This window comes from Gellertiella sp. DMC107 (assembly GCF_056313605.1).
Genome location: NZ_JBQUZZ010000002.1, coordinates 304,786 through 328,915, shown reverse-complemented (window position 1 = coordinate 328,915; position 24,130 = coordinate 304,786). Strand labels below are relative to the sequence as shown.

Below are 24,130 nucleotides of genomic sequence, written 5' to 3'. Positions count from 1 at the left end.
GGTTCGCGGGGTGAATGGGGTTCAGATGGGGTCAGAGCCGGGCGCCTGCCAGATGGGCAACCGCCGCACCGGCTTCGTACCAGGCTTCCTTCGCGGCCCGGAAACCGGGCTCGCGGATATCGGTGGCGGGCAGCGGCATCGCTTCGAGCGACATGCGGCCGAGAATGTGCTCGGCCAGCACCTTGCCGAAGACGGTGCCCGGCGAAATGCCGCGCCCGTTATAGCCGGAGAAGCCGATGGCCTGCCGGCCGAAGCGGTGGAGGCGCGGCAACGCATTGTCGGTCATGCCGATCTTGCCATACCATTCGGTCTCGAAAGGCACGTCGGCAATCTCGGGGAAGAGCTTCTTCAGCGAACGGCGGGCCCAGTCGCGATGGATGGTGGCGCCAGCATTGCGGAGCGCGCCGACACTGCCGAAGACGAGACGTCCGGCCTGATCCATGCGGAAAGAGGAAAGGATTTCCTTCGTATCCCAGGCGCCTTCGCGGCCCGGCAGGATGGAGCGGCGCATGTTGTCGCCGAGCGGCACGGTGGCGAAATTGAAGTAGGGCAGATGCACCTGCTCGTTGCGCACGGCGGCAAAGGGGCCTTCCGAATAGGCATCCGTGGCGACGACCAGCCAGGAGGTGGTGACGGTGCCCTTCTCGGTCTTCACGGTCCAGCCGGAAGCGGTCTCGACCTGTGCGATGACGGGGCTTGCCGTATGCAGGACAGCACCCGCCTTCAGCGCCGCATGGGCAAGGCCTCGGGCATAGGCGAGCGGCTGCAGGGTGCCGGCCCGCATGTCGAGCAGGGCGCCGCGATAGGCTGACGTGCCGACCCGGCGGGCGGTTTCTTCTGAAGACAGAAGCGTGACGGGCGCGCCGCGCTTCTGCCACTGGGCGGCGCGGTCCTCGATTTCCTTCAGGCCGGCATCGCCAACGGCGCAATGCAGCGTGCCGTTGCGCTCGAGTTCGCAGGCGATCTGGTGCCGGTCGATGAGATCCATCACCACACGCGGGCCATTGCCGAGCAGGTCGAGCAGGCGTTCGCCATGGACGGCACCGAGTTCGTTCGGCAAGTCGTCGGGCATGACCCACATGCCGGCATTGATCAGTCCGACATTGCGGCCCGCACCGCCGAAGCCGATTTCCTTGGCTTCGAGCAGGACCACCCGGGTGCCTTCCTGCGCCAGATGCAGCGCGGCGGAGAGGCCGGTATAGCCGCCGCCGACGATGACGACATCCGCCGTCACGTCGCCCTGAAGCGGGCGCGTCTCGGGCGCGGGCGGGGCGGTCTTTTCCCAAAGGCCGTGGGATCTCGGATCATTCAGCATGGATATCACCTGTCTTCAAACCGTGCGGGCCGGAGGGCTCTGCCGCACCGGAAATGGCCTCCAGAAGCGCTTCCGCCGGATGCCGGGGACGGAAGCCGCCGAAGCGCTCCGTCTGGCAGCGGCAGGAAAAACCGCTGGCGAGAACCGCATTCGGCTCTGCTCTATCAAGAATTGGCTGCCAGCTCATCCGGAAAAGCGTTTCCGAGAGGCTTTTGTGCTCTTTTTCATGCCCGAACATGCCGGCCATGCCGCAGCAGCCGGCAGCGGGCGTTTCAAGCGTGATGCCGAAGGCCACAAAGATCGCCTGCCACTGTTTCGGCGCGAGCGGACGGGCCGCGCGCTCGGTGCAATGGGAAAGCAGCGTGAGGGTTTTTGCCGTTGACGGAACTGGCGGTTTCATCCGCCCGGAGTCTAGCTCGGCGGTGAGGAACTGTTCGAGCGACAAGACCGGGGCCTTCGGCGCACGGCCTGCTGCTTTCGCATAATCGTCTGCAAACATCAGACCGATCGCGGCATCGAGGGTGACGACCGGAACGCCGCCTTCCGCAAGCGCATCCACCTCGATCAGCCTTGCTTCGGCGATGCGGCGGAAAGGACCAATAAAGCCGAGCACCTGCAGGGCCTTGCCGTTCGGGCGGGCTGCCCGGCGGCTGACCCGGTAGCCGAGCCGGACGAGCAGGGATTCCGCGGCCTCGACCGACAGACCGTCGAAGCTCGCCGTAAAGAGGTCTTCGAGGAGAACGACCGGACGACCATTGGCCGGGCCGACCGGCGCGGCGGAGGCCTTGCGGGCAGCGTGATAGGCGGGCAGATCGACGAGGCCGAAGGCTTTGTCCGCAATGGCCGCAATCAGCTTCGAACCGCTTGCGAGACGGGCAAGGCGCGGCATTTTCTGGGCGGCGACAAGGCCCGCTTCCAGAAGCCCGAGCCCGCGGTGGCGCAGCGGCCGCTTGCGGTTTTCATAATAGGCGGCGAAGAAATCAGCCCGCATGGCGGGAATATCGACCTTCACGGGACAGAGGCTCGCGCAGGCCTTGCAGGAGAGACAGGTATCGAGCGCAGCCTTCACCTCCTCCTCGAAGGGACGGAAGGCGGCATCCCGGTCTTCGCCCGTGCTCCGGCGGCGGGCCCATTCGCGCAGGAGCGCCGCACGGCCCTTGGGCGACTGGTTGCGATCCCGCGTCGCCTTGTAGGACGGGCACATCAGATCGAAGGCATCCCAGCCATGGCAGGCGCCATTGCCATTGCAGGCGACAGCCTTGCCGAAGCGGTCCGCGTGGGCATGATCCAGCTCACGGTCGAAGCTGCCGCGGAAGGGCACACCGTCGATACGGTCGACGGTCAGACCCTCGGCGGGAACCGCGAGTTTGCCGGGATTGAAGAGATTGCCGGGATCGAAGGCCGCCTTGATCTTCGCAAGCACGGGTGTCAGCTCCGGGCCGAAGAAGAGCGGCGAATATTCCCCGCGCACGCCTCGCCCGTGCTCGCCCCAGAGCAGGCCGCCATAGCGCTTGGTCAAGGCCGCGACCGCATCGCTGAGGGGGCGGATCAGTGCCGCGTGATCGGGATTGCGCAGGTCGAGCACCGGGCGCACATGCAGGCAGCCCACATCCGCATGGCCGAACATGCCGTAATCGAGGCCATGGCCATCGAGCAGCGCGCGGAACTCCGCCACATAGGCGGGCAGGCTTTCCGGCGGCACCGCCGTATCCTCGATGAAGGGAACGCCGCCGAGCCGACCGAGCAGGCCGACAGCCTTCTTGCGGAGGTCCCAGACCGTGGCGACAAGCGCCTGGTCGCGGACAGTGATCTGGTCGATCAGGTCGGCATCGGTCGAGGCGGGCAGCCGGGCGAGCCGATCGAGCTGAGCCTCCACGGCCTCCTTCGTGTCGCCGACGAATTCCACGACGTTAAGCCCGGCAACCGGCCGGTCGGTCGCCCCGCCCAGCACCTTTTCGAGGCTCGCCCAGACGACATCTTCCTGGGCCAGTGCCAGAACCTTGTCGTCCATGATCTCGATTGCCGCCGGGTCGGCGCTGAGCAGCCGGGCGATATCGTCAAGCGCTGCCCGGAAGGACGCGTATCGCAGAACGGCGATGGCCCGGAAAGCCGGGCGCGGGATCAGCCGGAGCGTTGCGGCGCGGGTGAAGGCGAGCGTGCCTTCCGAACCGGCGAGCAGCTTCTGCAGACGAATGCGCCCATCGCTCCTCTTCACATCCAGAAGGTTGTAGCCCGTGAGGCCGCGATTCATCTTCGGGAAGACCGCCTCGATCTCGGTGCGGTGAGCGTCGACCATCTCGATCACCCGGGCGGTGGCAATGGCAAGGCGTCCACCTTCGGCAGCGAGCCGCCGGAGCCCCGTCGCATCCTCCGTCTTCACCCGGCCGGTCGAACCGTCCGCAAGCACCACGTCCAGCGCCTCGACATAGTCAGACGTGCGGCCATAGATGCGCGACCCCTTGCCGGAGGCGTCGGTCGCGATCATGCCGCCGAGGGTGGCGCGCGATGCGGTGGAGACGGTCGGCGGGAAGAAGAGGCCATGCGGCTTCAGAAAGGCATTCAGCTGGTCGAGCACCATGCCCGGCTCGACCGTGATGGTGCGGGCCTCGGGATCGAAGGCGAGCACGCGGGTCATGTGGCGGGAGCAATCGACGAGCACGCCGGATGTCAGCGACTGGCCGTTGGTACCCGTGCCGCCACCACGCGCGGTGACGGGCATGCGATGAAGGGCCGCCGCGCGCACGACGCGCGCGACATCGTCTCCATCCCGGGGAAAGACGACGGCTGCGGGTGCGCGCTGATAGATGGAATTGTCGGTCGAATAGACGATGCGGCTTGCCGTATCCTCGGCAATGTCACCGGAAAAGCCGGCCGCACGAAGTGCTGCGAGGAACGGCGGAAGCCGTTCCTCGACAGAGCCTGGCATGAAGACCGGCGCGCCCACAGACAACTCAGGCGATGGACTTCAGCTGCGGGGCGGCAAAGCCCAGCGCCTGAAGGGCGGCTGCGAGCGAGTTGTTCTGGGTGGCGGCATAGAGTTCCAGCTCGTCCTCCACCTTGGCGCCAAGGGCCGTCTCGAAGGCGGCACGGTTGGCGCGGGCGGCATAATTCACTTGCTGGTCGGTGCCCAGATTCGACTGGAAGATGCCCGCGGCACTGACCGGCAGGAAGTCTTCATAGACAATCGGATCGATCCGGAGAAAGCCGGCCTTCAGCAGTTCCTCGACGGAGGCCTGAAGCTTCGCGCCTTCGGCGACGGCCTTCCGGCCCGCCTCGGTGGCGGAATAGCGGAAAAAGGCCAGACTTTCGCGGCGCAGCGTATCGGCATCGTCAGGGAAATCGGCGAAGCGGGCGGAAAGCTCGCTCATGTAATCGCCGGCGCCAGCACCGGCAGCACTCACCTGCACCTCGCCGCGCACAGTGTTGAGCAGCTTGTCGTAAAGGGCCCGGCCCTTCGGCGTCAGGGCCACGCCGCGCTGCTCGATCTCGCCGAAGCGGGCGGTGTGGGTGCCGGCGGCTGCGGCATCGCCGACGAACTGGACGGGTTCTTCGAGCGCCTTGAAGGAGGTCTGGCGCAGCAGGATATCCACCTTGCGGCGCGGCGGACCTTCGATAATCGCCTTCGGCGTGATGCCGCGCTTGGGCATGCCGGCCTGCACGGCATCGATATCGAGCGTGCGGGGCGTCAGGTGGTTGATATGCGGGCCCTTGAAGGAAACCACGTCGGCAATCAGGCGGTGGGCATCGTGCAGACGCTTGTAGGTTTCGGCGGATACGGTGGCTTCCGAGTGCCAGCGGAAGGTTTCGAGCGCCTCGGCGACGAAGGTCTTTGCTTCGTCTTCCGTCAGGCCGCCCTTTTCCTCAAAGCGGGCAATCATGGCGAGCGCGCCGTCGGTGAAGATCTTGCGGCGGGAGAGGATCGCCTGCGCCTCGGCACGCAGCGCCTCGTCCTCGATCAGTTCGAGACGCAGAAGGGAGGTGAAGACGCGGAAGGGGTTGATGTTGAGCGCCACCTCGTCCACCGGACGGAAACAGGTGGAGTGGACCGGCACACCAGCCATGGAGAGATCGTAATAGCCGACCGCTTCCATGCCCATGACGGCAAACAGGCGGCGTATGGTGAAGAGTTCTTCCGGCGTGCCGAGACGGATCGCGCCATGGCGCTCCACATTGATGCGGTCGAGCTCGCCCAAGGCCTCAAGCCGGGCCTTCAGCGTCGGATCGGCCGCGAGCACCTCCGCATTCACATCGGCGACCAGCTCGATCAGCGTACCATATTGCGGCACTTCTTCCCGATACATGGCCGACATGGCCTCGGTGAAGAGCGAGCGGATCATATCCGAGGATACGAATTCGGGGCGGGATGCTGCCATGGGAGAAGACCTTTGCGATGGATGGCCGGAGCCATCATTCCAAAATTATCCTTTGTCATGACTTTACATTCCGCTTTCGGCGGGGAATATCGGCATTTGTTCAAGAGTTCATTCTGAAACGGAATGATTCCATGGTTGCGCCCCGCCGATTCCTGCCCTCCACCGCCCTGCTCGCCGCCTTCGAGGCGGCGGCCCGCACGGGCAGCATTACCACGGCCGCAAAGGAGCTCGACCTGACCCAGAGCGCCGTCAGCCGGCAGATCAAGGCGCTGGAGGAACAGCTCGGCGTGACGCTCTTCGTGCGCGAGCGCCAGACCATCCGGCTCACGCTTGCCGGCGACAGCTATGCGCGCGAGATCCGCGAGGCGCTTCGGCGCATTTCCTCCGCCTCGCTCAATCTCAAGGCCAATCCGCATGGGGGCACGCTGAACCTCGCCATCCTCCCCACCTTCGGCACGCGCTGGCTGGCGCCGCGGCTCGGGCGGTTCCTGCGGCTTCATCCGGGTATCACGATCAACCTCGTCACGCGGCTCTCGCCCTTCGATTTCCGGCTGGACCTGATCGACGCGGCGATCCATTTCGGGCTCGGTCACTGGCCGGGCGCAGACTTGACCTTCCTGATGAGCGAGGAGACCGTGCCCGCCTGCAGCCCGGATTTTCTCGACAACAATCCGGTCGAACGACCCGAGGATCTGCTGGAACGCCCTCTCCTCCATCTCGCCACCCGGCCCGATGCCTGGGAGAAATGGTTTGCCTCGCAGGGGATCAAGGCGGAGGGTGTGCAGGGCATGCTGTTCGACCAGTTCGCGACCGCCGCGCAGGCTGCGACCGCCGGGCTTGGCGTGGGCCTGCTGCCGAGTTTCCTCATCCGCGAGGAACTGGAGCGGGGGGATCTCGTTACCGTCGGCCCGGCGATGGAAAGCGCGGAGCGCTATTTTCTGGCCGTCCCCTTCGAACGGGCCGCCTATCCGCCGCTCGTCGCCTTTCGCAACTGGATTACCGATGAAGCCCGTGATAGCGCGGAGAGCGCGGCTCGCCCCCTTGCCAGACGCGGCGAAATTTCCGCATAGTGCCCCGAAGCCGTTTGACGACGGCGCAGCCAGTCCCGATTTGCGAGGCCCCGATGAAACCGATTTTCGTGCAGCTCCAATGCGCGCCCGGCAAAACCTATGAGGTGGCCGATGCCATCTACAAGACCGAGCTTGTCTCGGAACTTTACTCGACCAGCGGCGAATATGATCTTCTTCTAAAAGTCTATATTCGGGACGAGAACGATATTGGCAAGTTCATTAACGAGAATATTGCTTGCATTCCGGGCATTGTCCGCTCCCTGACAACCCTTACTTTCACTGCGTTCTGAATAGCCGGGCCGATTGCATCGTAATGGGGGCAATCGGCCAATTCTTACATTATGTATTTCCTATATTTTAATTGATAACTGCAATCCTTTCTATGAAACGCTGCTGCCCGTGGCGTTCTCCGGTCCGATGCCTGGCCTGGTTCCGTCATGAAAACGGATGTCGTACGCCTTTCCCAAGGACGGAAAAATGCTGGTATCCCGCAAACTGCCCCTCGCCGCCGCACTCCTGACCGTCTTTGCCGTCGGCGTTTCCACCACGATTGCCCTCTCCTTCGCCAGCCGCGAGGTCAATCGACAAACGGTGGAAACCTTGAACGCCTATGCCGAAGACCGAAAGCATGATCTGCAGCAGCTGCTCGGCTCCATCGACAAGGATATCCAGCTGACAGCGGCCAGCCCCGAAATCATCGGCGCGCTCAAGGCTTTCGACACTGAAGTGGCAGCGCTGGGTTCAGGCGGTCTCGAAAAACTCAGATCCGCCTATGTGACGAACAATCCGCATCCCGCAGGACAGCATGACCTGCTCGATAGCGCGAACCAGAATGCCTATGACACGCTGCACCAGCGGATTCACCCCTTCATTCGGCAACACTTAAGGACCTATGGATATTACGACATGTTCCTCTTCAACGCGAAGGGTGACGCCGTCTATACCGTGTTCAAGGAGGCGGATTTCGGCACCAATTTCAGGACAGGTCCCTATGCCCAGTCCGGCCTCGGAGAGATCTACCGGCAGGCCATGGCCGCGACAGACGACGCGGCGATCTTCTATTCGGACTTCACCCCCTATGCGCCGTCCAATGGCGATGCGGCTGCCTTTCTGGCGCGACCGATCCGCGAAAATGGCCACACCATCGGCGTGCTGGCCATCCAGATGCCGATGAACAAGTTTCTGGAGACCCTTTCCAACAATACGGGTCTCGGCGAAACGGGCGAGACGATTCTGGTCAACAAGGATCGCCTGCTGACCATCGATTCCGTCCGCACGCCGGACAATGACACGCTCAAGGTCAAGATCGACAGCCCGCTGATCGACAGCACCATCAAGGGAACCCCGGGGATCGGCACCCTTGAGGGATACCGGGGCATGACAAGTCTCGCCGCCTTCGAGCCGGTTGCCTATCACGGCACCACTTGGGCCATCGGTGCGCTGAAGGGGGAGGACGAGGCGCAGGCACCGGTCGTTGCCATGCGGAATATGGTTTCGCTGGCCGCCCTGGGTCTTCTGCTTGCCTCCCTTCTTGTCAGCACCCTGCTCTCCCGCCAGCTGATGCGGCCCATCGTGCTGCTCGTCGGCGCCATGAAAGATCTTGCGGGGGGCAATACGGAGATCGCCCTTCTCGGCGAGAAACGGGCCGACGAGATCGGGGACATGGTGCGGTCGGTTGCGGTCTTTCGGGATGCGGCCATCGACAAACGCCGCATGGAGGCGGAAGCCGAGGCGCTGCGTCAGCAGGCGGAGGCCGAACGGCTGGAGCGGGAACGGCAGAAGGCGCTGGAAGCCGCGCAACTGGCCGAGGCCGTGGAAGGTGTGGCCGAAGCCCTGCGCGAACTGGCAACCGGCAATCTTCAGTTCCGGATCCGCCAACCCTTCGTGGCACATCTCGACATGCTGCGGGTCAACTATAACGAAGCGGTCGCCCAGCTGGACGGGGCTCTCTCGACGGTCGGCCAGACGGTCTCCGTGATTCACTCCGGTACGGGGGAAATCAGCAAGGCCGCGAGCAATCTCTCGTTCCGGACCGAACAACAGGCGGCATCCGTGGAGGAAACGGCCGCCGCCCTTGAGGAAATCACCACGACCGTGGCGGACAGCCGCAAGCGTGCGGAAGAGGTGGGGGCGCTTGTCGCACGCGCAAAGGAACGGGGCGAGCGGTCCAGCGCACTTGCGGATCGCACCACGGCGGCCATGGTTTCCATCGAGCAGTCCTCGCGCCAGATCAATACGATCATCTCCGTCATCGACGAAATCGCCTTCCAGACCAATCTTCTCGCGCTGAATGCGGGCGTGGAGGCTGCACGGGCTGGCGAAGCAGGCAAAGGCTTTGCCGTCGTGGCCATGGAAGTGCGTGAACTGGCACAGCGCTCGGCAAAGGCAGCGCGCGAAATCAAGGATCTGATCACCGTCTCTGGCAGCCAGGTCAATGACGGTGTCACTCTCGTCAGCGAAGTCGGAAAGGCGCTTGGGGAGATCGTCGGCGAAGTGCTGGAAATCAACCGTCACGTGGCGGCCATCGTGGAGGCCTCGCGCGAACAGGCGACCGGACTTCGCGAAATCAATACAGCGGTCAACGTGATCGACCAGAACACCCAGCAGAATGCGGCCATGGTGGAGCAGACCACCGCCTCCAGCCACACGCTGGCGCACGAGGCGACCGCTCTTGCAGGTCTGTTGCAGAATTTCAGCTTGACTCATGAAGGGGCCGGCTCGGCTCGCCGGGCGGCATGACCAACGAAAAAGGCTCCGGCATATTGCCGGAGCCCTGTTTTCCGGCCGGACCGGAGAGAGATCTGCGCAGGCGCAGACCGGCATCAGCCAAGATAGGTGGGCTTTCGACTGTGAAGGAGTTCGCGGATGGCGTCCTTCACATCCTTGGCGGAATCGAAGTGTCGTTCATCGAGATCGTGAACGTGGAACTTGACGGCGATAAATTTCATGCGGTCCGCGTCAGGAATGAGAATTCCAACGGGCACTCCGGCATATTCAACGACCTGTCTTTGCATTCTTCAGTCTCCTGTGCGCTAAAGCGAGACCGGTCTTTCGGGCCGCCCTTCCCGGGCCTGCCATTCTCACCGGCTCCCAAACGCCATGCTTTCGGAGATGGTTCCGCGGAGCGGGCCGTTCAAGACGCCCGCTGACATTCCGCTGCTCCTCATCCCGTCAGCATCGACAGTCGGGCTCTTAAGGAGCTTTCTTTTCGACATGATGACAGAAAGGGGGCAAGATCGTGAAAAGCGCATCGGGCTGTCTTGAGAAACGAAAAACGCCGCACGGCGCGCGGCCGAACGGCGTTCCGGGAGGTCGGGCGTCGCAGAACTCACCAGCCGTCGGTCAGGACCCGATCCAGCATGTCCACGAAGTAATCGGCACTTTCGACGGACAGGCAGAGCGGTGGCTTGATCTTCAGGACGTTGAGATGATCGCCGGTCGGCTGCATCAGGATGCCGAGGTCGAGCAGCCGATCGCAGATGGCCGCGGTTTCCTGGGTGGCTGGGGCCAGGGTGTTGCGGTCGCGGACGAATTCAAGCCCGAGATAGAGGCCCATGCCGTGCACCGCGCCGGCAATCGGATGGCGCTGGCACAGCGCTTCGAGCCGGGCCTTCAGATGATCGCCGACGATGCGCGCATTTTCCTGCAGCCCCTCGTCACGCATGATGTCGAGCACCGTCATGCCGATCGCACAGCTTACAGGGCTGCCGCCGGATGAGGAGAAGAAGTAACCTTCCCTCTCCAGGGCATCGGCCACCTCACGGCGGGTGATGACAGCGCCGAGCGGATGGCCATTGCCCATACCCTTCGCCACGGTGATGACATCAGGCACCACGCCCTGCTGCTCGAAGCCCCAGAAGCTGTGACCCAGGCGGCCATAGCCGACCTGCACTTCATCCGCGATGCACAGGCCGCCGCGCTGACGCACGAGGCCATAGACCTCCTTCAGATAGCCATCGGGCAGTGGAATGCCACCGGCATTGCCATAGACCGTCTCGCAGATGAAACCGGCCAGCCGTTCGCCCCGCGCATCCAGCGTTTCCAGCGTCTGGCGCACATGGGCCGCATAGGCGGGTCCGCTATCCGGGCCCCGATAGGGACCGCGATAGGTGTTGGGTGACACGACCGGGTGCACCCATGCGGGCCGGGTATTCAACGCGGCCGGGTTGTCGGCAATCGAGGTGGAAACCGCATCGCTTGCCATGGTCCATCCATGATAGGCCTCAAGCAGGGAAACGACATGTTTCGCCCCGGTCCAGGCCCAGGCAAGACGCAAGGCGAGGTCGACCGCTTCCGAGCCGGAATTGACCAGCAGAACCGTATCGAGCCCTTCCGGAGCCAACGCGGCCAGCCGTTCGGAAAACTCAGCAATGCCGGCATAATGGAAGCGGGAGTTGGTGTTGAGCAACGACCACTGGTGGCCCGCCGCCTCGGCAAGGCGCGGATGGCCGTGACCGGCGATCGCCACATTGTTCAGCATATCGACATAGGCGCGACCGCGCGTGTCGAACATGAATTCGCGCCAGCCGCGCTCGATCTGCGGAGGATCCCGATAATAGTTCTTTTGGACCTGGGCAAAATTCGCCTTGCGGCGCGCCATCAACCGTTCGCCCTCGAGCGGAGCAGCATCGCAATCCGCACCGAGCAAAACCGATGGCGACGGGCAGAGCGCCTTCCACGCTTCGGCATGGGTGGGCGTTGCGAAATGGGGCGGCACGAGACCTTGCCCGACACACAGCTGGATGGCGAGATGACCGAAGCGCCCCTGCTCGCCGGACACCGTGCCGAGTGGCTCACCCGCCTCGACCGGAATGCCGCTTTCATGCGCCGCATCCAGACCTTCCAGGAAAAGGGTGGCGTCGGCACCGGCCAGGAGCGTCCTGTGGCCATCCCGTTCGATGCGGCCCGCAAAGGGAGCAGCCGCCTGGAAACCGGCGGGCAGACAGACGGCGAGATGCAGCGAGACGCTTTGCGGTTCGCGCGGGCTGAGAAGCTCGGTGCGGGTCAGCCGGTGCTCGCCGAAACGGGCAACGGCAATGCCCGTTTCGCGGGCTGCCTGTTCCAGCACCCTCATCTCGGTTTGCGGATCGGCCCAGTTGTCTTCAACGATGCTTCGGCTCAGAACGGAAAAATCGGCAAAACGGATCTGGCCTGCCTCGATACCGGGCAGAAGCGGGCCCGGGTCTTGCAGCGCCGGCACGGGCGGAGCAAAGCCCGTAGCCTGCAGGATGGCGGTTTCCATGAGCACATGGGGCGTTCGGGCGGCGAGCTCGAAAATCTCGCGCTCGAATTCCAGATTGGCGGCGACGTAACCATTGTCGGGATCGATGGAAAGCTGCATCTCGCCGCTCGCCGCCAGGATCGAGGCGCGGGCCACGATCAAGGGCCAAAGCGCGCGGGCTTCCGCCTCGGTGAGCGGGTGAATGGCGTGGAAGGCGCGGATGCAGGGCAAGATGTAGAAGGGATCGCCATCCGCATGATGCAGCAGGGAGGCGCAGGTCACGGCCAGATCCGCCGCAAGCCAGCCCTGGACGATATCGCCGAAATCGATCACCCCATCGGCAATCATGCGGCCATTCGCATCGGGCCGGGCCACCACATTATCATCGGTGATGTCATGATGGATCGGCTGGACGCGCAGGGCCGGCGCAAGCGGCTGCAGCCGCTTGACCGCTGCCACCATGACCTTGGCAATCCGATCCCGCTTGGCCTGATCGGAGACCGCCGACAGAAGCCGCAGCGCCACAGGTCCAGCCCGGCGCAGATCCCACTGCACCTCGCGATCCAGACCGGGATGGTCAAAATCAGCCAGAAGCAGGGCCACCCGCGCGGCAAGGGCGCCCAGCCCTTCCACCATTTGCAGCGACATGTGCTTGCGCCGGGTGAGAGGCTCTCCCTCCAGATAGGACAGGAGACGGACCTGATAATCCACGCCTCCCACGGCAAGGAAGAGAATATCGTCCCCATTGCGGGCGCGGCGGGGCAGCGGCACGCGGGGCGCCCCTTCCTTGCCGCTGATATGCAGCATCGCGGCATTTTGCGCCTCGAGTTCCACCGTCGCATAATCGGAACGGCAGATCTTCAGCACGAAGGGCCCCTCTTCCGAGACTATGCGGTAATTGCGGTCTTGCTGGCTGCCGAGCTCCACAATTTCGCCACGCAGGCCGTAGAAAGTTTCCAGAATGGCCGCTGCCTCTCCCGCCGTCACGTCCGGCCTGGGCGTCTCAATGCGTTGAAGAAGCACATCATTCGTCATTTACATCCCCTCGGTAATCCACACCCACTTTAATCATGGGCGATGGGGTTGGGAAGGCGGCAATACGAGGGAACAAGCGGGCTTTGGGGCCCTTTCGCCGATTATTCAGCCTTTTCTTGCCCGAGTTCAGATACTGGTTATTTATTATACTATAATTCAGGTGGATGAATTTGGGTGAGAGTCTAAGGTTCTGATTCACACCTTTTGGTTAGACTCTGCGAACATGTACCACCAGGGAGACCGGACGACAGTGAAGGGCATGCCCGCCATCGGAGAGCCGTCTGCCGAAGAGGCTCTCCCAAAGAAAGCGGAGAGCAACCGCTATCAATCCGGCTTCCGGGGCTTCGACATCCAGACCCATCTTCATACCGAGGACGAATATCAGGCCCTGCTACGCCGCCTGGATCTGGCCCTCGGCGCGTCTCATATCGGTGTGTGGGAGCATTCGCTGGTCCACCATACCGTCACGTGGGACAGGCGTATGCACCTGCTTTACGGAACAGAGCCAACCGCCGACCGGGTTCCGGTGGACATATGGATGAACGCGCTGCATCCCGACGACCGGGCAGCCGCCATTGCCGACTTCGAAAGGGCGGTCGAGCGAAAGGGCTCGTACCGGTCGGAATTCCGCATCATGCTGCCGAACGGATCGATCCGATATATCCGATCGATGGCAAACTACTTTCTCGATGGCAGTGGCCAACCGGGTTTCATCGGAGCCGAATGGGACGTGACGGCCGATGTGGAGCTGGCCCGCGACCTCGCCGACCAGAGACGATTGGCCGAAGAGCGCGCATCCGCCCTTCAGGAGACCCGCGAACAGATCGAATATGCGGCGGATCACGACTATCTCACCGGCCTTCCGAACCGTCGGCTGTTCGACCGGCTTTGCCGCCAGTTCGACGAGGAAATCGAGAGACGCCATCTCGCCGTGATGCATGTGGATCTCGATCACTTCAAGGAGGCCAACGATCTCTTCGGTCACGAGGCGGGCGATCGGGTGCTCAAGGCCGCGGCACGGGTGATCCGCTCGCTGCTCCGCCAGGGCGACGTCGCGGCCCGCATGGGCGGCGATGAATTCGTCATCGTCTCGCCGCATGCGGCCAACGAGGCCGATTTGCGCCGCCGGGCACAAATGCTGGTCGAACGGATCGGGCAAGGAATCGAGATCGACGGCAAGCGGATCGTCACGGGCGCGTCGCTCGGTATCGCTGTCGGACAGGATCGGCCGGTCGGCTCGCTTTTGCGGGATGCGGATATTGCCCTTTACAGCGCGAAAAGACATGGGCGAGGCCGGGTTGTCTTCTATCGGCCGGACATGCATGGGCGAGAGCCGGCCCCTTTCCAGTCGAGCGAGATCCGTGCGGCGATCGAGACAGGCGCAATTCGTGCGCTCTACCGCGCACAGGTCGAAGGCCACACAGGCGAGCTGGCGGGGCTGGAGGCAGCGCCTTTCTGGGACCATCCGGTGCTCGGCCGTTTCTCGCTCGAGGAGTTCCGGCCCGACCTTCGAGAGATGGGCCTGCTTCAGGATCTGGAGTTGCACCTCGTTCGTTCCGTGATCGACGACCTGCGTTTCTGGCAGGGGCTCGGCTTTTCATTGCCCCGGGTCTCCCTGTCCATTTCAGGCGACGTGTTCGCATCCGCCGCGCTGATCGATGCGGCAAGGCGCGCCGACCGGCTGGCCGCAAGGCTTTGCTTCGAGCTGAGCGCCTCCGATTCGCTCAAGGACATTACCGCCTCCACTTTGAAGGCTGCGACCCTCATGAAATCGCTCGGCGCGCAGCTCGCCATCAGCGGGATTCGCGATGGAGAGGGGTCGCTCATCGGCCTTCTGCGACTGGCGCCGGACAGGCTGAAGCTTGATCATTCCATGCTGGCCCCCTCCAACCTGGAGCTCGAACAGCCCCGCGTTCTGGAAGCGGTCAGCGCCTTTGCGCATGCCTTCGGGATGACCATCGTGGCGGATGTCTCCGGCTGCCCCGACCAGACGATCCTGGACAGCGCCATGGGATGCCTATTGCTGCGGACCGAAGACGGCCTTCCTGCGGTTGGACGGGAAGAGGTCATCCTTCCCCGGCTGCCGATGAAACGGGACGGCAAGCGCTGATCAGAAGGGGAAGGCGGTGCGGGAGCTCAGCGACCGGACCGTACCGGACGGCATGGCATCGTCGGGCGTGCCTGGTCTCGGCCACAGACGGATGTTCCGCGTTTCTCCAGGAGGAAGATGGAACCAGTCCTCTTCCGCACGAAACAGATTGCACTCGATCTCGATCGACTGCTGGAAGCGATCCGCGATCAGCTTCAAGGTCCAGCCGGCGTCATCCTTTACCAGACTGGTTTCAAGGCCCCCCGCATGCAGCGCAACCTGTCGCCCGAGCGGGAAATGCACGTGATCGGCAAGACACTCACCCGTTTCCACATCCTTCAGCCGCACCACCGTCACATCGTGAGACGGGGGACCGAAGCGGAAGGCATAGGTGGTGTCGAAGAACGCGCCGAAGAGATCGGTTGCAGCGAACCGGATGGTTGTTCGCCCGTCCAGCACCAGTTCGCGTGCGGCAGAGACAACGGGCTGCCGACCGTCCCGCAGGCAGGCAAGCTCCAGCCGCACCGTCTTTCTCTCCGGCCTTTCATGGATGACATGAATATCGAGCCCGTTGGTGCCTTCATCGGTAAGCAGAACCTGGAGCGAGCGAAAGGCCCGCTTCAGCGCATACCAGACCGGCTTCGGTTCTCCCGTGCTGTCGATCACGCCCCAGCCGGGGCCAGGCAGAAGATCACGCAGCGTCCAGACGAGGGCGCCGCCGCAGCGGCTACCTGTCCGGCGCCACTCCGCATAGGTGGCTTCTGAAACCTCGCCGGTCACCGCACGGGAGAAATCCAGATAACGGGAGGGATCTTCGCGGCGCAGACGGGCTGGATCGAGGCCGTAGAGGCGCTCCAGATAGTGATCGCGCGTGTCCTCGAAATCCCACGAGGCATCGCGGTCACGGGGCACGCGGGCCTTCCAGCGAGGATCATGCACCGCGGGAACGGGCAGATGGGCATCGAGCGTCCGCTGCTGCGGCACCTGCGCGAAGGCCAGCGATTCCGCCGAGAAGCGCACATCGGCGCGGCGCGCATCCTCAATCGGTCGCTCATAGGCTCCGACCCCGTAATAATGGGTGACGCCTTCGTTGGGGGCAAAGGGCATGGCCCCGCCAAAGGGGGAGTTCGGCACATAAAGGCAATCGGGACGGTAAAGGGCGGACAGGTCCTTGAGCAGGCTCGCCGACAGCGGCCCTTCCCAGATCATCCGGGGCAGGCCGAGCATCGCCCCCTGCTGATAGATCTCGCTGCCGCCGCAGAGGACGGCGAGCGACGGCGCGGCCGAGAGCGGCGCAAGCTGGTCGCGTACCTCGCGCCGGACATGGGCGAGGAAAGCCTCATCCTTCACCGGATAATCATAATTGGCGAACATGAAGTCCTGCCAGACGAGAATGCCCAGCCGGTCGCAGCAATCGAAGAAGGCCTTGGTCTCATAGGCCATGGTGCCGCCGATGCGGATCATGTTCATGCCCGCATCCACGGCCTGCGTGAGAAGCGGCAGATAATCCGCCTCGCCGCCGGGGAGCGTGAGAATGTCGGCCGTGGTCCAGACCGCACCCCGGCAGAAGACGGGAACGCCGTTGACCTTCAGCTGGAAGCCACGGCCATCCTCGCCCGTGTCGACCGTCAGACTGCGGAAGCCGGTGCTGCCAAGGGACAGATTGCCCCAGGCCGTCTTCAGCGACACATCGTAGAGCACCGGCTCGCCATGGGTGTGCGGAAACCATGGCTGAATATCGTGAAGGGTGAGTTCTGCCTGCCAGACACCCTCTTCGCTGCGCGTGCAGTCCGCTTCGGCGCCATGGCAGGACAGACTGTAGGGACCGGGACCGTCCGCACGGAAGCGAAGCGTAAGCTTTCCCTGACCTTCGCCGTCCAGAGTAGCATGCAGCATGAGATCGGAAACGGCATGGGGACGGGGCTTAAGGAGGCTGACCGGCCGCCAGGGCCCGACCGCATGCACCTCCGGACACCAGCCCGGCATGTGGCCGAGCAGGGTGGTGCGGACGAGCCTGAGTCCCTGATGGCTCATCATGCGCGGACGCCAGCGGGCACGGGGACCGGTTTTGTCCAGATGGGGTTTCAGCGCCCGGAAGCAGAGGGAAAGCCGCTCGCCGCCCTTGAGCGAGACCGGCAGGTCATGGCTTTCGAACATGCTGTCGGAGGTGAGGACGAGCCGGTCGTCGAGATAGATTTCGGCAATGGTGGCCAGTCCCTCGAAGCGCAGCACGGCCTCGCCGGCCGGCAGGGGGTCGTCCAGACGATACCAGGCATCCCGATCGATCAGCGGTTCGGGGGCTTCAGCGCTGAAGCGGCCAGCTGCAGCCAGTGCGCCGGCCGCCGTTCCGGGAACAGCCGCGGGGATCGCGGTATCGGCGGGAATATCGGAAGGCAAGGCATGGCGGCCGGCTGAGGTAAGGACCAGTTGCCACCCCTTGTCGAGCGGGATTTCCTCCACACTTGCCGCCAGAATCCGTTCCATGTGCCCCGTCCCCTCCCCGGACCAATCAGCCAAGGGCCGGTCCGAGCCTGTCCATCATGCCGTCCCAGGCATCCATAGCGGGTGCCAGCGCAGTGGCAAGGGGATCGAACTTGCGGCGCGCAATCGCGCGGGCCAGCTGGAACTGCACCGTCTTCGACACTTCCGAAATCTTCAGCGCCTGCTCCGCCGCTTCCGCAAAGCCCTCGCCCTCGCCCAGCCACTGCAGATGCGTGGCGGCGAGCTCGAAATTCGCGCCGAGCTGGCGCAGCGTGTTGAAGGCATATTTGTGGAAGAAATCGAAAGGCCGGTCGGCCACCTTCTCCACCTGCGCGGGGAAGACGGCGGCAAAGGCGGCAATCGGGTTCGTCTCCGGCCGACGGCGGAAATGAAGGCCGAGCAGCCGGCGCGCTTCGCTTCGCTGATGCGCCTCGTCTGGCAGAACGGCCGGGAACTTGGCGAATTCCGTGTAGGGCAGGAAGGGCGGGTCCTCCGCCTTCAGATGCTTCTGGAAGAGGCCATCGTAGTCCTCGCCCGACAGGCGGAAGTAGCCGGCATTGTGGAAATAATCCATCACGCGGGCGTCCGGATCGAGCCGGTTGATCCCGACGGTCGTCTTGCCATGCTCGCGGCGGTAGCCGGTCGCATGGGTATCGGGCATGAAGAAGCTGTCCATCTCGACCAGGCAGAGCCGGCCGCGCCGGATCTGCTCGAGTACATGGGCCTCGACGCTGTCGAAGATCGCAAGCTCGGTGGCGCGGATGCCGTAAAGGCGTTCGAGATCCTCCAGGGGCACCTTGAAGAAGGTGAACTGGTCGCCCTCGAAATCCTGCGTCAGCGTGAAGCCGAGCATCGCCTCGGGGGCTGCACGAAGCGTGTTCAGCACCTCGATCCAGAGATCGATATAGCAGTTGGTTTCCGGCCACATGCGCTCGCTCGCATGCAGGGCATGCGGGCGGTATGTGGCCGGATCGAGACCCGGAAAGACATCAGCCATCGGCCATCAGCCCCAGAGTACCGTGCGGACGCTCTCCGGCCATTCCTTCACGTCGAGACCGTGGGTGTGGAAGAGCGCGAGCGCGATGCGCTCCAGACCGAAGCCGACACAGGCGGTATGGACCGGATTGTCGTTCCTGAACTTCAGGCCCCATTTGATGCCGAACTGGTCCTGATGGTAATTGAAGCTCATGCAGGCAGTCGGCTTTTCCACCGAGGTGATTGGGATCAGAAGCTCGAATTTCAGGTTCTGGTCGCGCTGGTTGTTGACCAGCATCTTGCCGGCGCGGCCGAAGAAGGGATCGTTGGCGACGTCGATCTCGACCGGCAGGCCGACCGATTTCATCATCTCGGTGCCGCGGTCCATCCAGCGCTGGCGGAAAGCCATCACCTCGTCCTGCGGACCCATGAAGACATATTCGCGCATGCGGAACAGCTGCTGGCGGGCCGGATCCTTGGAAGGTTCGTGACGGAAGCAGTAGGACTGGAGGTCATAGAGCTGGCCCTCCTCCTTCACGGCGCCGCGCTTGGCGATGGTCGGATAGAGCGGGTAGCAGGCAGCGGGCGTCAGCACGATGTCGGTGGCTTCCTGGCCCTTGGTCCAGTCCTGGCCGTCCTCCATGCATTTCAGGAGGCTGATATGGTCCAGCTCGCAGCCGCAGAAGGAATGGACCGTACCGGCAAGCTGCGGAAAGCTCTTCATATAGCCGCTCGCCTCGAAATAGGCGCGGTTCATGCCGGGCGGAAAGCGGATCGCTTCGGCGCCGTCAGGCCCGCCGGTGCGGTCGATCAGCCGCTCGAAGGCGGCAATGACGTCCTCGAACTGGCCGGAGCGGCCATAAAGACCGTCCACGCCCGTGTCGATCAACAGACCGGATTCGAAAAGCCGGTCGAGAAAGGAAACCTGCATATCCATCGTTTCACCCCAGAAGGCTGGTGTCCTGCTTGTGCACGAGCAGCATGGAGGACGTGTTGCAGTAAATGCGGTCGTTGGAAATCATCAGCTGCGCCGAATGGGCATCGCGCAGATGCCGGCCGAGGCTGAAGGGCGTGCCGTTCTTGTAGCCCATGATTCCGCAGATCAGCATGGCGCCGTTGATGATCTCGAGGATCATCTCGGACGAGCAGATCTTGATGTTGTTCATCGCCACCGAGAAAGCCATGGAGGAGAGCTTCTCCTCGTCATGGCGGGCATCCTGATAGGTCTTCAGGCCCGCGACGACATTGGACCGGACCAGCTGGAGCTGGGCGGAAATCTCGGCCAGGCGAAGGGCGCCGGGCGGTGTCTGGCCAGGCGACTTGCGGGCCGCGGCGCGCACAAAGCCCTGGGCCCGCGCCACCGCATCGGCAGCAATCCCATACCAAACGCCGCTCCACAGGAGATGGGATGCAGCCAGCATGGACTGGGCGGCAATTTCCGCAAAGGGCTTCGGGAACACCTGTTCGGCAGGCGCCTCGCCCTTGAACAGGAAGCCGTCGGAGCAGGTGCCGCGCATGCCGAGCGTATCCCAGACATGGGTGCGCTCCAGCGTGTACTGGTCCTTGAGGAAGACGGTCATGACCTGATCGGAGGGGGCCGCATCCTTATGGGCGCGCGACGTGATGAGGATCGCATCCGCTTCCGCGCCATAGGAGATGACGGTTGCATCCTTTTCCAGCCGGCAGCGGCCATCGGCAATCTCGATGGCGCAGATGGAATTGCGCAGGTTGCCACCAATGCCGCCTTCGGTGGTGGCCGAGCCGAGCAGCAGCTGTTCGGCCGCCACGCGGCGCATGAATTCCGTATGCCAGGCGCTTTCGAAGCCGTGCTCCACCAGGCTCGACAGCTTGATGTGATGCATGGCGAAAATCATGGAACTGGAGGCGCAGGCCTGGGAGATGACCGAGCACAGCTCGGCTATGTCGGCAAAGGTCGCGCCTTCTCCGCCCTCGCTTGCCGGCACCTGGATGCCGAGAAGCCTTTCAGCTTTCATGGCCGCGACCGCCTCGCGCGGGAAGCGACCTTCCTGATCCACCGCCGCCGCATGACGCCCGGCGATTTCCGCGACCCTGGCGGCGCGGCTGGCAAGACTGTCCGTTATGACCGGCGCCGCGATGTTCATCAGGCGGCCTCGCTCGATGCGACGATCTGGGCGACGGTCGCCTCGATGGCGGCAATGCTCTGGAACGACTTGCGGTTCAGCAGATGGTCGGGAAACTCGATCTCGAAAGCGTCCTCGATGCCCAGCATCAGCTGCACAGAGGCGAAGGAGGAGAGGCCCGCCGTGTAGAGATCCGCATCGTCCGCCAGTGTTTCGACAGGAACCGGCAGATTTCCGAGCTTGCCCAAAAGTTCACGGATTTTGACGTTCATGATGATCCCTAGCTCCGGTAAATTCGAGCCAGAGGAATAGCGCGGATTCCATAAAATTCGGATAATTCACTCAGTTAAAGTTGTATAACATAACTTGTGTAACTTTTACACATCTGCCCTCATATGGCTTTGAATACAGGTGGTTGCGATATTTCTCCTGTTCAGGCCGGGATGGAAAAACCGAAACGGAAATACACACCTGTTTCATTTCAGCATAGGACAGGCTGCGGAAAATCTGCCCGATCAGGCTCTGTCAGAGGCAGGAATCCCGGTAGAGATGGGGCGTGCCGCGATAGTCGGTCAGTTGCCAGAGCCCCTCTTCCAGCGCGACGGCGGCTGCGCTTTCAAGATCCACCTTGCCGTGACCGCCGGGCAGATCGAGCACATAGGCGGGCCTGCAGAGGCCTGAAAGCCGGCCTTTCAGCGAGGCGACCAGCCTGAGGCCTTCGGCGATCGGGAGCCGGAAATGGGCCGTCCCCGGAGCCAGATCGGGATGGTGGATATAGTAGGGGGTGACGCGATGCTCGACGAAACGGCGCATCAGCCTTTCAAGCACATCGGGATCGTCGTTGATACCGCGCAGCAGCACACTTTGGCTGAGGAGGACGATCCCGGCGTCCACAAGCCGGGAAAGCGCGTCCGCCGCCTCTTTCGTGAACTCGTCGGGGTGGTTCGCATGCAACGCCACATAGGTGCTGCCCCGGAAGCCGCGAAGCGCGGCCACCAGCTCTGGCGAGATGCGGGCAGGTTCGACCGCCGGCACCCGGCTGTGCAGGCGCACCACCTTCACATGCGGAATGGCCGAGAGGCGCGCCATGATCTCCCCCAGGCGGCGGGGTGAAAGCATCAGCGGGTCGCCGCCCGTGAGGATGACTTCCCAGATTTCCGCATGATCCGCGATATAGGCCAGTGCCCGGTCGAGCGCGTCGCTGGACAGCGTGCCGTCGCCCGTCGGCCCGACCATTTCCCGCCGGAAGCAGAAGCGGCAATAGACCGGGCAGACATGCAGAACCTTGAGCAGCACCCGGTCCGGATAGCGATGCACCAGCCCCTCGACGGGCGCGTGGGCATGATCGCCGATGGGATCGGAAAGTTCATCCGGCAGCGTATCGAGTTCCCGTGCCTGCGGCAGGAATTGCCGACCGATGCCATCCTCCGGATCCGCGATCCGAGCGGCCATGAGGGGCGTGAGGGCAATCGCATAGCGCGCGCCGACCCGGCGGGCCTCATCGACCGCTTCGGGCGAGATCAAGCCGGCATCCGCCAGGCCTTCCGCCGTGGTGATGGTGCGGGCGCCCACGCCTCAGACCTCCGCCACGGGTGCCCAGAGCACCTGCTCGATGCGGGTCGCGCCCGTCGCCAGCATGACCAGGCGGTCGAAGCCGAGCGCGATGCCGCTGGCATCAGGCATGTGGGCGAGCGCGTCGAGGAATTCCTCGTCGAGCGGGTATTCCTCGCCATAGACCCGTCGCTTTTCGGCCATTTCCAGCGTGAAGCGACGGCGCTGCTCCACCGGGTCGGTGAGTTCGCCGAAGGCATTGGCGAGCTCGACGCCACAGGCATAAAGCTCGAAGCGTTCCGCCACCCGGGGCTCCTCGGCCGAGGGCCGCGCAAGGGCCGCCTCGCTGACCGGATAGCCGTAGAGGATGGTCGGACGGCCGAAACCCAGCTTCGGCTCGATCCTTTCCACCAGCACGCGGCTGTAAAGATCGGCCCAGCTGTCATCGGCGGCATGGCGAATGCCGGCGCGGGAAAGGGCCGCCGCCAGGGCGTCCCGGTCGGTTTCGCCGGCGGCCGTGGTGGTAACCAGAAGGTCGATGCCTGCGAAGCGTTCAAAGGCGTCAGCGACGCTCAGGCGCTCGGGTTCGGCAAAGGGATCGCAGGTTTCGCCACGCCAGGAAAAGAGCCGGCAGCCGGCGGTTTCCGCCGCAAGCGCCAGAAGATCGGCACAGTCGCGCATCAGCGCCTCGTAGGTCTCTCCGGCCCGGTACCATTCCAGCATGGTGAATTCGGGGTGATGCAGCGGCCCGCGCTCGCGGTTGCGATAGACATGGGCAAAGCAGGCAATGCGGGCTTCCCCGGCGGCCAACAGCTTTTTGCAGGCAAATTCCGGAGAGGTATGGAGATAGAGCGGGTGGCGCGCGCCCGCGTGATCGATCGCCTGCGTCGCAAAGGCGTGCAGATGGGCCTCGTTGCCCGGCGAAACCTGCAGGGTGGCCGTATCCACCTCGATGAAATCATGGCGCGCGAAGAAGGCCCGGAAGGCCGCCTGGATGCGGTTGCGCCCGATCAGGAAGGGACGCCGGTCGGCATGGACCGAGGGCGACCACCAGGGAGACGGTCGTGTGGGGGATGCGACCATGGCTTTTTACGCGCTTTCTTCGCTCTATTTCACGCGCCGAGGCTGGCATTTGGCGGCAAATTAGGATAGGTCCCGGCCCTGAAACGGACAAAGCCGGTTCCGGGACGCCATCGTTGCCGTCCCTCTACGACGCCGGAAGAAGAGTTACAAGGACGTCTTAATGGTCAAGATCATCGCATCCTCGCTGCGCAAGGGCAATGTCGTCGAAGTGGACGGCAAGCTCTACGTGGTGCTCACCGCCCAGAACTTCCATCCGGGCAAGGGCACGCCTGTCACCCAGGTCGACATGCGCCGCATCGTCGACGGTGTGAAGGTTTCCGAGCGCTGGCGCACCACCGAGCAGGTCGAGCGCGCCTTCGTGGAAGACCGTCCCTTCCAGTTCCTCTATGAGGATGGCGAAGGCTATCACTTCATGAACCCCGAAAACTACGATCAGGTCGCCGTCGACGCGGAAACCGTGGGCGACATGAAGGCCTATCTGCAGGAAGGCATGAGCTGCATTCTCTCGATGCACGAGGGCGTAGCGCTCGCCATCGAACTGCCGCGCCACGTGACACTCGAAATCACCGAGACCGAGCCGGTCGTGAAGGGCCAGACGGCTTCTTCCTCCTACAAGCCCGCGATCCTGTCGAACGGCGTTCGCACGCTCGTTCCCCCGCATATCACTGCCGGCACCCGCGTCGTGATCATGACCGAAGACGGCTCCTATGTGGAGCGCGCCAAGGACTGATCCTGACCGGATCCAGCACGGCCCTTCAAGCCGCCTTCCCCTCGGAAGGCGGCTTTTTTCATGCTGCACGCAAAAAAGCGGGCTTAGTTAAGAAAAGCTTCAATC

17 protein-coding genes are annotated in these 24,130 nt (G+C 63.6%); 5 read left to right on the top strand and 12 right to left on the bottom strand.

Annotated elements, in window-relative coordinates; translation table 11 throughout:
- Positions 1-31: 31 nt before the first annotated feature.
- Genes ACT54B_RS07010 through hglS form a run of 3 tightly spaced genes read right to left on the bottom strand, consistent with a single transcriptional unit; the run spans position 32 to position 5,688 of the window.
- On the bottom strand, positions 32-1,315 hold the full coding sequence (locus ACT54B_RS07010; RefSeq protein ID WP_476043891.1) for an NAD(P)/FAD-dependent oxidoreductase: 1,284 nt from the start codon (positions 1,313-1,315) through the stop codon (positions 32-34).
- Positions 1,305-4,241: an FAD-binding and (Fe-S)-binding domain-containing protein gene (locus ACT54B_RS07005; RefSeq protein ID WP_476043889.1), complete on the bottom strand. Its 2,937-nt coding sequence runs from the start codon at positions 4,239-4,241 to the stop codon at positions 1,305-1,307. The genes ACT54B_RS07010 and ACT54B_RS07005 overlap by 11 nt, the downstream gene beginning before the upstream one ends.
- Positions 4,242-4,266: 25 nt before the next feature.
- Positions 4,267-5,688 (bottom strand): 2-oxoadipate dioxygenase/decarboxylase HglS, encoded by a 1,422-nt coding sequence (gene hglS / locus ACT54B_RS07000; protein ID WP_476043888.1) that lies wholly within the window; start codon positions 5,686-5,688, stop codon positions 4,267-4,269.
- Positions 5,689-5,819: 131 nt separating this feature from the next.
- Here hglS and ACT54B_RS06995 point away from each other — a divergent pair, with 131 nt between their 5' ends.
- The 3 genes from ACT54B_RS06995 (at position 5,820) to ACT54B_RS06985 (ending at position 9,497) form a co-directional block, all read left to right on the top strand.
- The gene (locus ACT54B_RS06995; RefSeq protein WP_476043886.1) at positions 5,820-6,758 is read left to right on the top strand and encodes a LysR family transcriptional regulator; all 939 of its coding nucleotides are present in this window, start codon (positions 5,820-5,822) and stop codon (positions 6,756-6,758) included.
- A 53-nt stretch (positions 6,759-6,811) separates the two neighbouring features.
- Positions 6,812-7,048, top strand: coding sequence for an Lrp/AsnC ligand binding domain-containing protein (locus ACT54B_RS06990; RefSeq protein ID WP_476043885.1), 237 nt, complete (start codon positions 6,812-6,814; stop codon positions 7,046-7,048).
- Between the two features lie 187 nt (positions 7,049-7,235).
- Complete coding sequence (locus ACT54B_RS06985) at positions 7,236-9,497, top strand: methyl-accepting chemotaxis protein (RefSeq protein ID WP_476043884.1); 2,262 nt, start codon at positions 7,236-7,238, stop codon at positions 9,495-9,497.
- 83 nt (positions 9,498-9,580) lie between these two features.
- Here the strand turns inward: ACT54B_RS06985 and ACT54B_RS06980 are convergent, their stop codons facing one another.
- Together ACT54B_RS06980 and ACT54B_RS06975 are read right to left on the bottom strand one after the other, a co-directional pair.
- The gene (locus ACT54B_RS06980; protein WP_476043883.1) at positions 9,581-9,772 is read right to left on the bottom strand and encodes a hypothetical protein; all 192 of its coding nucleotides are present in this window, start codon (positions 9,770-9,772) and stop codon (positions 9,581-9,583) included.
- A gap of 314 nt (positions 9,773-10,086) precedes the next feature.
- Positions 10,087-13,014, bottom strand: a complete 2,928-nt coding sequence (locus tag ACT54B_RS06975; protein ID WP_476043881.1) for an aminotransferase — start codon at positions 13,012-13,014, stop codon at positions 10,087-10,089.
- A 223-nt stretch (positions 13,015-13,237) separates the two neighbouring features.
- Between ACT54B_RS06975 and ACT54B_RS06970 the strand changes: the two genes are divergently transcribed.
- Complete coding sequence (locus ACT54B_RS06970; protein ID WP_476043879.1) at positions 13,238-15,124, top strand: diguanylate cyclase domain-containing protein; 1,887 nt, start codon at positions 13,238-13,240, stop codon at positions 15,122-15,124.
- Here the strand turns inward: ACT54B_RS06970 and ACT54B_RS06965 are convergent, their stop codons facing one another.
- The 7 genes from ACT54B_RS06965 to epmA all read right to left on the bottom strand — a co-directional run bounded on the left by ACT54B_RS06965 (position 15,125) and on the right by epmA (position 23,295).
- Complete coding sequence (locus tag ACT54B_RS06965; protein WP_476043877.1) at positions 15,125-17,587, bottom strand: glycosyl hydrolase 2 galactose-binding domain-containing protein; 2,463 nt, start codon at positions 17,585-17,587, stop codon at positions 15,125-15,127.
- Positions 17,588-17,612: 25 nt separating this feature from the next.
- Complete coding sequence (locus ACT54B_RS06960; protein WP_476043875.1) at positions 17,613-18,581, bottom strand: DUF1839 family protein; 969 nt, start codon at positions 18,579-18,581, stop codon at positions 17,613-17,615.
- 6 nt (positions 18,582-18,587) lie between these two features.
- Positions 18,588-19,496, bottom strand: coding sequence for an amino acid--[acyl-carrier-protein] ligase (locus tag ACT54B_RS06955; RefSeq protein WP_476043873.1), 909 nt, complete (start codon positions 19,494-19,496; stop codon positions 18,588-18,590).
- 4 nt (positions 19,497-19,500) lie between these two features.
- Entirely contained in the window at positions 19,501-20,682 is a 1,182-nt protein-coding gene (locus ACT54B_RS06950) for an acyl-CoA dehydrogenase family protein (RefSeq protein WP_476043872.1), read from the bottom strand.
- Entirely contained in the window at positions 20,682-20,933 is a 252-nt protein-coding gene (locus tag ACT54B_RS06945) for an acyl carrier protein (RefSeq protein WP_476043870.1), read from the bottom strand. The genes ACT54B_RS06950 and ACT54B_RS06945 overlap by 1 nt, the downstream gene beginning before the upstream one ends.
- Positions 20,934-21,186: 253 nt before the next feature.
- The gene (locus ACT54B_RS06940; protein ID WP_476043869.1) at positions 21,187-22,233 is read right to left on the bottom strand and encodes a lysine-2,3-aminomutase-like protein; all 1,047 of its coding nucleotides are present in this window, start codon (positions 22,231-22,233) and stop codon (positions 21,187-21,189) included.
- Between the two features lie 3 nt (positions 22,234-22,236).
- Positions 22,237-23,295 (bottom strand): EF-P lysine aminoacylase EpmA, encoded by a 1,059-nt coding sequence (epmA, locus tag ACT54B_RS06935; RefSeq protein ID WP_476043867.1) that lies wholly within the window; start codon positions 23,293-23,295, stop codon positions 22,237-22,239.
- A 160-nt stretch (positions 23,296-23,455) separates the two neighbouring features.
- Between epmA and efp the strand changes: the two genes are divergently transcribed.
- Positions 23,456-24,025, top strand: coding sequence for an elongation factor P (efp, locus tag ACT54B_RS06930; protein ID WP_476043865.1), 570 nt, complete (start codon positions 23,456-23,458; stop codon positions 24,023-24,025).
- Positions 24,026-24,130 lie beyond the last annotated feature (105 nt).

Bases quoted from the DNA above. Each gene is read 5' to 3' on its own strand.
- ACT54B_RS07010 (WP_476043891.1), bottom strand. From the start codon at position 1,315: ATGCTGAATGATCCGAGATCCCACGGCCTTTGGGAAAAGACCGCCCCG.
- ACT54B_RS07005 (WP_476043889.1), bottom strand. From the start codon at position 4,241: ATGCCAGGCTCTGTCGAGGAACGGCTTCCGCCGTTCCTCGCAGCACTT.
- hglS (WP_476043888.1), bottom strand. From the start codon at position 5,688: ATGGCAGCATCCCGCCCCGAATTCGTATCCTCGGATATGATCCGCTCG.
- ACT54B_RS06995 (WP_476043886.1), top strand. From the start codon at position 5,820: ATGGTTGCGCCCCGCCGATTCCTGCCCTCCACCGCCCTGCTCGCCGCC.
- ACT54B_RS06990 (WP_476043885.1), top strand. From the start codon at position 6,812: ATGAAACCGATTTTCGTGCAGCTCCAATGCGCGCCCGGCAAAACCTAT.
- ACT54B_RS06985 (WP_476043884.1), top strand. From the start codon at position 7,236: ATGCTGGTATCCCGCAAACTGCCCCTCGCCGCCGCACTCCTGACCGTC.
- ACT54B_RS06980 (WP_476043883.1), bottom strand. From the start codon at position 9,772: ATGCAAAGACAGGTCGTTGAATATGCCGGAGTGCCCGTTGGAATTCTC.
- ACT54B_RS06975 (WP_476043881.1), bottom strand. From the start codon at position 13,014: ATGACGAATGATGTGCTTCTTCAACGCATTGAGACGCCCAGGCCGGAC.
- ACT54B_RS06970 (WP_476043879.1), top strand. From the start codon at position 13,238: ATGTACCACCAGGGAGACCGGACGACAGTGAAGGGCATGCCCGCCATC.
- ACT54B_RS06965 (WP_476043877.1), bottom strand. From the start codon at position 17,587: ATGGAACGGATTCTGGCGGCAAGTGTGGAGGAAATCCCGCTCGACAAG.
- ACT54B_RS06960 (WP_476043875.1), bottom strand. From the start codon at position 18,581: ATGGCTGATGTCTTTCCGGGTCTCGATCCGGCCACATACCGCCCGCAT.
- ACT54B_RS06955 (WP_476043873.1), bottom strand. From the start codon at position 19,496: ATGGATATGCAGGTTTCCTTTCTCGACCGGCTTTTCGAATCCGGTCTG.
- ACT54B_RS06950 (WP_476043872.1), bottom strand. From the start codon at position 20,682: ATGAACATCGCGGCGCCGGTCATAACGGACAGTCTTGCCAGCCGCGCC.
- ACT54B_RS06945 (WP_476043870.1), bottom strand. From the start codon at position 20,933: ATGAACGTCAAAATCCGTGAACTTTTGGGCAAGCTCGGAAATCTGCCG.
- epmA (WP_476043867.1), bottom strand. From the start codon at position 23,295: ATGGTCGCATCCCCCACACGACCGTCTCCCTGGTGGTCGCCCTCGGTC.
- efp (WP_476043865.1), top strand. From the start codon at position 23,456: ATGGTCAAGATCATCGCATCCTCGCTGCGCAAGGGCAATGTCGTCGAA.